Here is a 12,186-nt window from a genome sequence, read left to right on the forward strand (position 1 = left end):
TAGCGGGTTGGTCCCACGCCTTCCCATCCCGAACAGGACCGTGAAACGACCTAGCGCCGATGATAGTATGGATTGCCCATGTGAAAGTAGGACACCGCCAGACTCCCTATAGAAGAACCCGGTTGATCAGTCAGCCGGGTTTCTTACTTTAAGCGCAGAGAAGAGAACAATACCGCAGCAGCCTGATGGCTGCTGTTGCTGTATCTAGGCCAGAGAAGGGAAGGCCTGCTGACGCAGTGCTTCGTAGAGGACGATGGCGGCGGCGTTGGAAAGGTTCAGTGAGCGGATATGCTCTGACTGCGGGATTCGCAGACACTACTCGGCGCGTGCCTGTGCGAATGCCCGGGGCAATCCGGTGGTTTCGCGACCGAAGAGGAAATAGATTTGCTGATTGGGGTCGCTGTAGTCGAACTGAGTGTAATTGCGTGTGCCGTAGGTTTCTATCAAGTAGACTTGTGCATTAATTTGAGTTTCGGTTATGCATGATGAATGCTTTAGGTAACTGTATTGATGATGAGTAAACATCTATGTAAAATTATTGCATTATTTTATCGATATGCAGGGGAAAATAGTGACAGAATCAAGTCTTCCGTTAGTTGTGGATTTAGATGGAACATTAATTCTGACTGATTCATTACATGAAACCCTGATCAGTATGCTTAAATTATATCCGTTTAAGCTTTTCAAATTAATAAAAATATATTTCCAAGGTAAGGCAGAATTTAAAAAATTTGTCTATGAACATAGTGACTTTAATGCTGATAAAATACCTTATCGTCATGAATTAGTTAACTACATACAAAAGCAACGACAACAAGGAAGAAAAGTCATACTTGCTACTGCTGCCTATAAAGATATTGCATATAAAGTAGCGGATTTTTTGAATTGTTTTGATGATGTTATTGCTACGGATTCACAAAAAAATTTAAAAGGAATAAACAAATTTAATGCGATAGAACAGAAAATCGGACGAAAATTTATATATGCAGGGGATGATAGTGCTGATTTGCCAATTTGGAAAGAGGCTAGCGGAGCTATTGTTACAGGAAATAAAACTGATAAACTTATAAAAATAATAAAGCAAAGCGGAACGCCGGTATTAAAACAGTTCAGCAATAAAGATGAAAAAATGATGTCATGGCTGAAAGCCATACGTTTACATCAATGTTTAAAAAATCTGCTTCTCTTTGTTCCACTCCTTACTTCTTTTCAGTTTTATGATTTTCAAAAATTTTTAATAGTATCTACTGCATTTATCGCTTTTTCTTTAGGTGCATCAGCAACATATATTTTAAATGATTTATGGGATCTGGAAAATGACCGTCAGCATTTGAATAAAAGACATCGACCGTTTGCTTCCGGAAATTTATCGATTGCTCAGGGTCTCAGGGTAAGTTTATTGCTTTTAACGAGTGCAGGATTAATTTCTATTTTGATATCAAGATATTTTTTTGGTATATTTTTATTATATTTATTAATAACAACATTATATAGTTTAAGGTTAAAACAGATTATATTATTAGATATAATAGTTTTATCCGTTTTATATACCGTCAGAATATTAGCAGGTGGAGTAGTTGCTAATATAGAATTAAGTTACTCTTTACTGGCATTTTCTGTCTTAATATTCTTAAGTTTGGCTACTGTAAAACGGTGTGCTGAGTTAGTTTCAAAGTCCGATGAGAATAATTCGATTGTTGGTAGAGGGTATATAAAAGCTGATTTAGATATTCTCTGGCCATTAGGTCTAAGTACATATATTGGTGCCATTATTGTTTTTGGTCTTTATATTAATGCTCCGGAAACCATTGTTTATTATAGAACTCCTGCTTTATTATGGTTGGCACAATTATTGATGGTCTATCTGATTGGTAATTTATGGATGATGACTAAAAGAGGTTTAATGCACGATGATCCAATCGTATTTTTTATTCAAGATAAAAAAAGTCTGATTTTACTGACTTTAATAATATATATTATATTGTTAGCCAGATATATTTAGTTTTCTGATTTGGAAGAGTTAGAGTGAATCTATTAACATTTATGCTTGCAGTTATCAGCGTTACACTAAATGCTATGGCGCAAATTGCATTACGTAAAACTATGCAGACACTTGGGACGTTTCCCCAAAGTGCTTCTGATTATTTTTACTTTGGATATCACCTAATATTGAATGCATGGTTTATTACTGGTATGTGCCTTTATGCAATCAGTATTGGCTTATGGATGGCTGTATTGGGCAAAACTGAAGTGAGTCTGGCTTATCCGCTTTTATCAATTGGTTATATCATTACTGCTTTTATCGGGTATTTCTTCTTACATGAAAATGTTAATCTGCTTCGTATTATAGGTTTGATTACTATTTGTATAGGAATCATAATTATTTCCAGGAGTGCGTAAATTGCGTCATATTATTACCGGAGGTAGTGGGTTCACAGGACAGATTCTCATAAGAAAATTATTACAGAATGGCAATGAAGTAGTTAATTTTGACATAAAAAACTATACTGATTGCACTCTGGAAAAACAGAGTCAGTTTGTTTATGGTGATATACGTTCAGTTCAGGATATAAGAAAATTAAATCTTCAACCGGATGATATTGTTTATCATTTGGCTGCACGACAGTTTGCTGATAATGTACCCAGATCAAATCGTCAGGCTTGGTTTTTTGAGGTGAATGTTGCTGGTACTCAAAATATTTTGCAGGCAATGTCAGCAGCAGGTACAACCAGAATGGTATTTTTTTCTACTGATATGACCTATGGTATGGTGAATTCATGTCCGGTATCAGAGGAGCATCCCCAAAATCCTTTGGGACCTTATGGAAGCAGTAAAGTTGAAGCAGAAAAATTAATTCGAAGTTATGAAAAATTAAATGCTACTATTTTTCGTCCAAGACTGATTACTGGTGCTGGGCGTTTAGGTATATTAGGTAAATTATTCAGGCTGATATCTTTAAATTTACCTGTGCCGATGATAGGAAATGGTACTAATCGTTATCAAATGGTAAGTGTTGATGATTGTGTTACTGCCGCTTTGCAGGCCTGTAAAAATAACTTTCCCAGAGAAAATTTTAATTTGGGTTCATTAAATCCTCCGACAACCAGAGAGCTGTTAGAGGCAATCATCAAATATGCTAATTCAAAATCTTTTTTAATACCGGTTCCTGCAAGATTGATTAAACCAGTACTGTCCGGACTGGATAAAATAGGTATGACACTATTATATCCTGAGCAGTATGCCATTGCTGATCAGAATACTTTGCTTGATATTACAAAAGTTAATCAGTTGCTAGGCTGGTCACCTTCATGTTCAGATATAACTGCTATGTGTGCTGCATATGATAATTATATTAATATAAAGAAAACCCAATAATGAGTAATGAAAACGTAAATGTTAAAGAGGCATTGTTATTTTCAATATTTTATGCAATTTCAATAATTATTATATGTAGTCTGTTTCAGAGTGATTTTTTTTGTATTGATGATGCTTCTTATGAAATGCTTGGTTTTTTCAGACAGATTGGCCATATTTGGTCAGAAGGGAGAATACCTTTTATAGTTGACTCTATGTATATCGGTGGTAATGAGATGATTGATTTAGGTAAAGGTATATTTTTACCTCAGAATATTCTGGTTTCTCTTATTACTTCTCGTTTTCATCATATTCTGTTATCTGGCTGGATACTGGCTTTTATAAATATCGTATTGGTTTCGCTATCTTCTTTGGTTATTGCCAGAGTATTCAGATTACATAAATGTTATGCTTATACACTGGCCGCATTTACAGTTATTCAGCCGGTCTTTCTTTATCAGTATCTGGGTGCCTGGTGGAATGCGGCAAACGGACAGGCTTGGGCAATGGTGTCTATTGCCACATTTTTATTACTTAAAAAAAATTACTCTAAAATCAATATTATTCTAAACTTTATATCAGTTATTTTTTTGCTTTCTTCCGGCTGGCCACATGGAGTAATAGGTTATGCTGTGTTTGTCGGAATAACTCTGGTTTTTGAATTTAAACAATCAGGTAAATTAAATAAAGTTGTTTACTTGAGTATTCCGGCTATTCTGGCACTTATTTTTTCTTTCCCAATTTATTCCGAATATATTTTTTCGCATGATTTAACTAATCGCGTAAATGGATTTGATAGTTCACTCAGAACTTTTATTCCTTCATGGTCTACTATTATTCTGGGGTTTTTTCCCACTTTTTATGATTATATGACTTATATCAGCTATAGGCTGGTGTTAGTACCTTTGGGTTTTTCTACTTTATTTTTACCTATGGTATTTTTTTACCGAAATATCAAAGAACTTTGGCAACGAGATAATATTCTGAAATGGTTTTCCACATTAATTATAATATTTTTTCTTTTATCACAAATGCCATCCCAGTTTGGCCCTTTGCGCTGGCCATTTCGATTTTTACCCTTTATTTCTTTTTTTATCTGTCTGGCTGTATTCTATATTTTACAGTATGCACATATTATCCAAGGTAAAAAGATAATATTAAATAAAAAAATTTATATTTCTTTATATATTATCTTAGGTGGATTTTTTTTATTTTTACCAGCTTATGCGGGCTTTGATACATTAACATTGATTCTGAGTTTAGTGTTGATGCTGTTTTTACTTGAACATGATTTATTTAATTTTAAAAAAAGTATATTAGTTAATTTTAATAAAAAATATTTTTTAGTTATTCTATTTGTATTTTGTCTGGTGTTTTTTAATTCTTGGAATCTTCATCCGTTTTATATTGTATTGCAAATTTTTTCTGTCTGGCTGCTTATATTGAGCCCGAAAATAATAGAGAGAAAAAGTTCATACGGGATGATAGGCTTAACTTTATTAATTTTATTATTGTTCCTTAACGGATTACCTACATTAGGCGGTTCTTATCAGCGTCAGACTGAATTAGCTGAACGTATTCAGTTACCAGATAATGTTAATTTACAAGGTTATGTTTTGTCTCTTCCATTAAATATTTATTTAAAACAAACCCGGCAATTAAATGATATTGCTTCAGCTCAGTTCGGTTTTTATGATATTAAATCAATAAATGGTTATTCTCCTGTAGGTAGTAAAAGACTCGAGAAAATATTACCGGTTAATCAGTCTGCACATGGTATTTTTACATCTAAACCGGCATTGGAGAATATTTTACAGAGTGCAAAAGGATTCAATGTTTGTCAGGCAGTGTTGATGCGGATTAGCACTATTATCGTTAATAAGGATGATTATGCTGCCTTTAGTCATCAGTTTAAGCAGTGCGGATATAGTGAAGTTCAGTCAGCAGATAGCCGTAGTGATTTGTATGTATCGTTACCATTTACTCTGACAAAAGGGTGGGAAAATAATTCTCCCTTTGTATATCCTGATATAGCTGGTGTCAGAATTGTGAAACACGAAAATAATACAGATTGGGTTCAGATTCCAGAGCATAAAGATAATATTACGCTGATATTCCCGCGTTTATGGTGGTATGGTTATTCTGCTAATATTAATGATCATATATTATCTGTTACTGCAGATAGTTCAGGTTCATTGGTACAGGTTTCTGTACCGCCTGATTTTAATGGAGTGTTACGTCTGAGTTATTTTCCGGTAACTTGGCGATATTTATGGTTTTTGCCTATACTGGCAATAATAGGATTGATAACTTTATTGTTTTTTAATGTAAAAATTAAAGAATGATTAAAACTTGAGTAAAAATATTTTAAATCACGGTTTAATTAAATATCTTTTCTAAATATAAAAATGTACTTTAAATTTCAAAAAGTGCATTTTTTGTTCTGTCATCAGACGGGTGTTTAAATTTTTTAATGTAAAAGAGACAAAACAGATTAATATTGAAAACTATTCTTTTGGGTTATATAAATAACTGGTTTTTATTATTCATATTTTGTTTTAAATATACTTAAAAAATTAATCTTATAAGACAATGTATTAAATTATTTTGTTTTGTCAATAATAATTTTGTTTGTTAAGCTATAGTCTTCTTAATTCATTAAAAATGTAAAGGTATGTTTATGAAAGAGATTCATGAGCTGATTGAAGCTGAGTTAAGTACTTTTGTTCAGCTGCGTCATGATATTCATCAACACCCTGAATTGGCTTTTGCAGAAAATCGAACCAGCGATAAAGTTGCCGCTTTGCTGGAGCAGTGGGGATATAAAGTTGAACGGGGTATTGGTGGTACTGGTCTGGTAGCGCAACTTCAAGCTGGAAATGGTGACAGACGGATTGGTATCCGGGCTGATATGGATGCATTGCCGATTACTGAAGAAAGTGGCGTTGCGCATACAAGCCAGCATACAGGCAAAATGCATGCATGTGGTCATGATGGACATACTGTAATGCTACTGGCTGCGGCTAAGGTATTAGCCAGCAGAAAATCGTTTAATGGTACATTGAATCTGATTTTTCAGCCGGCGGAGGAATATGGCAAATCTGGTAGTGGTGCTATGCGGATGATTGCTGATGGTCTGTTTGAAAAATATCCGTGTGATGCCGTATATGGTATGCATAATATGCCGGGTTATCCGCAGGGACAGTTACATTTTTATGATGGCTGGATGATGGCTTCATCTGATGTGGCCACTATTACAGTAAAAGGTGTGGGCGGGCATGGCGCGAAACCGCACAATACGCATGATCCGATTGTGGCTGCTTCTTCTATCGTAATGGCTTTACAGACAATTGTGTCACGTAATGTCAGTCCGCTGGATTCGGCTGTGGTTACAGTGGGTATGTTTCATGCCGGTGTGGCGAATAATGTAATTCCTGAACAGGCTGAACTAAAGCTGACTGTGCGTTGCTTCAAGCCTGAAGTACGTAAGCTGTTACAGCAACGTATTGTGGCCATCGCTCAGGCTCAGGCACAAAGCTTTAATGTTGTGGCTGAAGTGGATTATCAGCATGGATATGCTCCTGTATTTAATACCAGTAAAGAAACTCAGTTTGCGCGTCAGGTAGCACGTGAAGTGGTAGCGGAAGAAAATATTGTCGATCAGACTGAACCAATGGCCGGAAGTGAAGATTTTGCATTTATGCTGGAAAAATGTCCGGGAAGTTATTTGTTTATTGGTAATGGTCTGAAAGAAGTGGATGCCGCTTCGGGTTTTGATTTGCATAATCCTTATTATGATTTCAATGATAAAAATATAGCTATTGGTGCGACATACTGGGTAGCACTGGCTGAGCGCTTTTTAAAGTAAATCAGATTTGAATATTTAATAAAATAATTGGAGTAATGATATGAATACAGGACAAGTAGCTATAGAGCATAATAAGCCACCGGCGAAAGCGATTGCGGCGGCGGTGGCAGGGAATGCACTGGAATTTTATGATTTTATTATTTATTCATTTTTTGCAGTGTATATTGCGCAATCATTTTTTCCCTCAACCAATAATGATAAATACACCAGTTTGCTTGCTGCAGTAGCTGTATATGGTGTCGGTTTTTTTACGCGACCGTTGGGTGGTTTACTTATTGGTGCCTATGCAGACAAGAAAGGTCGTCGGGCAGCGATGATGCTGACTGTGGCATTAATCACGCTGGGAACACTGGGACTGGCTGTTACACCCAGCTATGAGGTGATCGGGATTGCAGCTCCTATTATTGTGGTTATTGCACGTATGGTTCAGGGGCTGGCTTTAGGTGGAGAAGTAGGTCCGGCTTCAGCAATGCTGATTGAATCTGCTCCGCCAGATAAACGTGCTTTTTATGCCAGCTGGCAAATGGCCAGTCAGGGAATTGCGGTAGTGGTTGGTGGTTTGGTTGGTTTTACTGTTTCCAGTATTCTGACTCTGGAACAGTTGAATGCATGGGGCTGGCGCATCCCTTTTCTGATAAGTCTGGTATTAATTCCGATTGCTCTGTATATTCGCCGAGCCTTACCGGAAACACTGGAAGAACCGACTCATCACAGTGGTACTCAGATGATAAAAATCATATTTTCCCGTTATAGGAACGAGGTGATACTGGGAGTTATGGTGCTGATGTCGACGGCTATTACCGCTCAGGTAGGTAATTATATGACTACTTTTGCTATCGATACGTTTAAACTTAAGCCAAATATTGCGCAAATCTGCACTACTTCGGGTGGGTTAATGATGTTTGTGTTTTCATTACTGGCAGGTATGCTGGCTGATAAATATGGTCGTAAAAGTATTATATTATGGCCACGGGTGGCTTTAATGTTGCTGATTGTGCCGATGTTTTATCTGTTGGTAAAAACTGAAAGTGTGGCGATGCTGTTGCTGGTAACAATGATGGTAACGTTGTTAACAGGGATGAGCGGTGCCAGTAGTTTAGTGGCTATTCCGGAAATGATACCGTTTAAACTACGCGCAACCGCTGTATCACTAATTTATGCTATTAGTATAACTTTGTTTGGTGGTACGGCACAATTTGTGATTACCTGGCTGATCAAGCATTTTGGTGCAGTATCGCCGGCTTATTATGTAGCAGGTACCAGTTTATTATCTGTAATAGCTATTCTGATGATGCCGGAAACACGTCATATAAATGTAAAAGATTAAATCTATCATAATGATATAAAAAATGCCGGCAAACAATGCCGGCGTTTTTTTATATGCTCATTTAAATGATATTTTTCACTACTTCAACAACCTGTTCGATAGTGAAACCAAATTCCTGAAAGAGTTTCTCAGCTGGTGCGGATTCACCAAAACGATTAATACCAATAATGGCACCATTCGTACCCACGTATTTGTACCATGAATCACTGACACCGGCTTCAATGGCAATACGAGGCAGATGAGCAGGTAAGACGCTGTCACGGTAGGCTTGATCCTGCTGATCAAAGATATGGGTATTAGGCATAGATACAACTGTTGTGGCAATACCTTGTTCAGCTAATTTGCTCTGAGCATTGATAGCCAGCTCCACTTCAGATCCTGTGGCAATAAGTACTGCCTGTGCAGCCTTTGTATCGGGTGCTTTCAGTACATAACCGCCACGACGGATATTGGCTAGCTGCTGGTTATCCCGTGGCATAAATGGTAACCCCTGGCGGCTGAATATCAGGCAACTGGGGTGATTGGTTGCAGCGGCGGCATCTGCCCACGCTATCAGTGATTCGGCACTGTCACACGGTCGCCATACACTCATGTTCGGAATCAGACGCAGGGTGGCAATTTGTTCAACCGGCTGGTGTGTCGGACCATCTTCTCCCAAGCCGATAGAATCGTGTGTGAATACAAATATCGGGTTGATTTTCATTAGTGCAGCCATGCGCAAAGCATTACGGGCGTATTCACTGAACATCAGGAAAGTAGCTCCGAATGGTTTGATACCACCGTGCAGGCTCAAACCATTCATAATGGCTGCCATACCAAATTCTCGCACGCCATAATGGATGTAATTGCCGCCACTGGTGGCTGTCACGGCAGTACTACCAGACCAGTTAGTCAGGTTTGAGGGGGTAAGATCTGCAGATCCGCCTACAAATTCAGGCAGAATTTGTGCCAGAATTTCGATGCTGTTCTGACTGGCTTTGCGGGTGGCCACTTTTTCAGCTTTGCTGCATACTTCATTTAATGCATTTTGAACGTGTTCTGCAAAATTTTCCGGCAGTTTACCGTCCATGCGGCGAATAAATTCAGCTGCTTCAGCAGGGTATTGTTGCTGATACCGGTTAAATAGATTCTGCCACTGCTGTTCCAGTTGAGTACCGGCTTTAAGCGCACTCCAGTCGTCATAGATTTCCTGCGGAATGGTAAATGGTTCATGTGTCCAGTTCAGAGCAGCGCGGGTAGCGGCAATTTCTTCGGCACCTAATGGTGCGCCATGGGTTTTATGGCTGCCTTCTTTGTTAGCGGCACCTTTGCCGATTCTGGTTTTACAGCAGATAATCGATGGTTTCTCGGTTTCGGCTTTTGCTGCGGTAATGGCTGCACGGATAGCAGTTTCATCATGACCGTCTACATTGGCAACTGTGTGCCAGCCGTAAGAGGTAAAGCGTTCAGGAATGTTTTCGCTGAACCAATTGTCTACTTTGCCATCAATTGAGATGTTGTTGTCATCATACAGAACAATGAGTTTGCCCAGTTTAAGCGTGCCGGCCAGTGAACATACTTCATGGGATATTCCTTCCATCAGACAGCCATCGCCGACAAATACGTAAGTATGGTGATCAACAATATTCAAGCCCAGTTTATTAAATCGGGCAGCCAGAATTTTTTCTGCTAGTGCCATACCAACGGCATTACCAATTCCTTGTCCAAGTGGTCCGGTTGTGGTTTCTACACCATCAGTGTAGCCGTATTCCGGATGTCCCGGGGTTTTGCTGTGCAGCTGGCGAAAATTTTTCAGATCTTCAATACTGAGATTGTAACCGCTCAGATGCAGCAGACTATACAGCAGCATGGACGCGTGTCCGTTCGAAAGGATGAAACGGTCGCGGTTGTAAAACTTGGGGTTAGCCGGATTGTGTTGCAGGAATTCGCGCCACACTACAGTAGCCATTTCGGCCATACCCATTGGTGCGCCCGGATGCCCTGAGTTAGCCTGTTCAATTGCGTCCATTGCCAGGAAGCGAATTGCATTAGCGAGATGTGAAGCCATGAAGTTGCCTTTTGATGAGGGAAATGCTGGTTGCAATAGCGGTGTGAGTTAATGGACTGTGCTCCGCCGCAAGAGACAAAGGTTATCCAGTGCGGATTATCCTGAATCTGCGCAAACCTTTCAAGGTAAGACTGTTTTTTATCTGATTTTGATGGTTTGAAAAAGGGACAGTTAAGTTGGGATATTCATAATAGTATCGTACTTTTATTAATTAAAATAATGATTGCATAATTTGAGTCTATATTTTATGCTATTGTCAATTTATAAGTATGATTTGATCAGCACATCTTATCAATCAAAGGAGAATACAGAGTGCAAAAGATTTGTATGATTCTGGTACTGTTGTTTGCTATGGTTTCAGTGTGGGCTGCTGTTAATATTAATACTGCTTCTTCACAGCAGTTACAATCTTTACCGAATATTGGTGCAGTTAAAGCGCAGGCAATTATTGATTATCGTAATGCGCATGGTCCTTTTCATTCCACGGAAGATATTATGCGAGTAAAAGGCATTGGTAAGGCAACTTATGAAAAATTGCAAAATGATATTAGTGTCAGTGGTGTAACGATTAATTCGAACCCAGCTTCTAAATATCGTCGTGCTGTACCGGCTACCGCTGCATCCAGATAGTATTAGCTATCTGCATATACTTTTTAGTCTCTGAATATGTTGGCTTTAATGTGATGATAAAAATTCTCAGCCTGCGGTGATAGTTTGCGTTCTTTATGTTTAATCAGATAAATGGACCGTTCCAGATTCATGTCTCTGACATCTCTGACTACGAGATTTTTATGTTCAAATTGAAATAATGTTAATCTCGGCACTATGCCAATGCCGTAATTAGCCGCTACCAGTCCCATCATGGTGGTGAGCTGGCTAACTTCTACTACATAATTTATTCCGAATAAATCTACAATTTTATCAACAAAATGGCGAATGCTGGTGCCTTTAGTAAATCCAATCATGCCATATTCTAGTAAATCTTTTAATTCAATATCTGCTTTGCTGGCCAGTGGATGATTGATATGACATATGAGATGGAACTTGTCAGAAAAAAGGAACTCAGCAGAAATTTCAGTTAAAGAGGGAGATTTTGCGGTTAACGCCAGTTCTGCATGTCCTTGTAACAGGGCTTGCAGGCACAAATCCCATTGTGTATCGAGTAATTCAACTTGGACATTGGCATGCTGATGATGAAAAGTAGCCAGCAGCTGTGAAACCCATTGTACGACGATAGACGGCATAACTGCCAGTACCAGTTTTTCCTTATGATTATTGGCATGTGAGCGGATTTCTTTGGTAGTGCGCTCATAGGCAAACATGAGTTCACGTGCCAGTTTGATGAAGTGGATTCCGTCTTCATTAAGCTGAACTTTACGGGTATCTCTGTCAAACAGGCGATAGCCGATTTCCTGTTCCAAATTGGCAATCAGACTACTAAATGCAGGCTGAGACAAATGGATCTTCTGAGCTGCACGGGTGAAGTTATCTTCTTCTACCAGCGCCAGAAAGGCTTTTATCTGCTTGATTGATATATTCATATAGCATTATTTGCCGTATTTAAATCCATATTGCTATCTACAATAGCA

General features: G+C 38.4%; 9 protein-coding genes and 1 rRNA gene. 8 read left to right on the forward strand and 2 right to left on the reverse strand.

Annotated elements, in window-relative coordinates; all coding sequences use genetic code 11:
- The 7 genes from rrf to GYX91_RS01520 form a co-directional block, all read left to right on the forward strand.
- Positions 1 to 103: ribosomal RNA gene (gene rrf, locus GYX91_RS01490) — 5S ribosomal RNA — on the forward strand; the annotation flags it as partial.
- Positions 104 to 571: 468 nt separating this feature from the next.
- Positions 572 to 2,002 carry a UbiA family prenyltransferase gene (locus tag GYX91_RS01495; RefSeq protein ID WP_202983724.1) on the forward strand — a complete coding sequence of 477 codons (1,431 nt, stop codon included), beginning with the start codon at positions 572 to 574 and terminating at the stop codon, positions 2,000 to 2,002.
- Positions 2,003 to 2,025: 23 nt separating this feature from the next.
- Positions 2,026 to 2,400 carry an EamA family transporter gene (locus tag GYX91_RS11195; protein WP_144235716.1) on the forward strand — a complete coding sequence of 125 codons (375 nt, stop codon included), beginning with the start codon at positions 2,026 to 2,028 and terminating at the stop codon, positions 2,398 to 2,400.
- A 1-nt stretch (position 2,401) separates the two neighbouring features.
- Complete coding sequence (locus GYX91_RS01505) at positions 2,402 to 3,376, forward strand: NAD(P)-dependent oxidoreductase (RefSeq protein WP_174829758.1); 975 nt, start codon at positions 2,402 to 2,404, stop codon at positions 3,374 to 3,376.
- Positions 3,376 to 5,700, forward strand: coding sequence for a hypothetical protein (locus tag GYX91_RS01510; protein ID WP_174829759.1), 2,325 nt, complete (start codon positions 3,376 to 3,378; stop codon positions 5,698 to 5,700). Before GYX91_RS01505 ends, GYX91_RS01510 begins: the two co-directional genes overlap by 1 nt.
- A gap of 335 nt (positions 5,701 to 6,035) precedes the next feature.
- Entirely contained in the window at positions 6,036 to 7,223 is a 1,188-nt protein-coding gene (locus GYX91_RS01515; protein WP_202983725.1) for a M20 aminoacylase family protein, read from the forward strand.
- A gap of 40 nt (positions 7,224 to 7,263) precedes the next feature.
- Positions 7,264 to 8,550: an MFS transporter gene (locus tag GYX91_RS01520; RefSeq protein ID WP_025329968.1), complete on the forward strand. Its 1,287-nt coding sequence runs from the start codon at positions 7,264 to 7,266 to the stop codon at positions 8,548 to 8,550.
- A gap of 61 nt (positions 8,551 to 8,611) precedes the next feature.
- Here the strand turns inward: GYX91_RS01520 and tkt are convergent, their stop codons facing one another.
- Complete coding sequence (gene tkt, locus GYX91_RS01525; RefSeq protein ID WP_174829760.1) at positions 8,612 to 10,597, reverse strand: transketolase; 1,986 nt, start codon at positions 10,595 to 10,597, stop codon at positions 8,612 to 8,614.
- A 312-nt stretch (positions 10,598 to 10,909) separates the two neighbouring features.
- On the opposite strand from tkt, the gene GYX91_RS01530 reads away from it, so the two are divergent.
- Positions 10,910 to 11,227 (forward strand): ComEA family DNA-binding protein, encoded by a 318-nt coding sequence (locus tag GYX91_RS01530; RefSeq protein WP_244912838.1) that lies wholly within the window; start codon positions 10,910 to 10,912, stop codon positions 11,225 to 11,227.
- Between the two features lie 23 nt (positions 11,228 to 11,250).
- On the opposite strand, the gene GYX91_RS01535 is transcribed toward GYX91_RS01530, so the two are convergent.
- Positions 11,251 to 12,138 carry a LysR family transcriptional regulator gene (locus tag GYX91_RS01535; protein ID WP_025329971.1) on the reverse strand — a complete coding sequence of 296 codons (888 nt, stop codon included), beginning with the start codon at positions 12,136 to 12,138 and terminating at the stop codon, positions 11,251 to 11,253.
- Positions 12,139 to 12,186 lie beyond the last annotated feature (48 nt).

Origin of the sequence: Snodgrassella sp. ESL0304 (assembly GCF_013344995.1) — a bacterium.
GTDB lineage: Bacteria > Pseudomonadota > Gammaproteobacteria > Burkholderiales > Neisseriaceae > Snodgrassella > Snodgrassella alvi.

Coding starts and splice junctions, on each gene's coding strand:
- GYX91_RS01515 (WP_202983725.1), top strand. CDS start 6,036: ATGAAAGAGATTCATGAGCTGATTGAAGCTGAGTTAAGTACTTTTGTT.
- GYX91_RS01520 (WP_025329968.1), top strand. CDS start 7,264: ATGAATACAGGACAAGTAGCTATAGAGCATAATAAGCCACCGGCGAAA.
- tkt (WP_174829760.1), bottom strand. CDS start 10,597: ATGGCTTCACATCTCGCTAATGCAATTCGCTTCCTGGCAATGGACGCA.
- GYX91_RS01510 (WP_174829759.1), top strand. CDS start 3,376: ATGAGTAATGAAAACGTAAATGTTAAAGAGGCATTGTTATTTTCAATA.
- GYX91_RS01535 (WP_025329971.1), bottom strand. CDS start 12,138: ATGAATATATCAATCAAGCAGATAAAAGCCTTTCTGGCGCTGGTAGAA.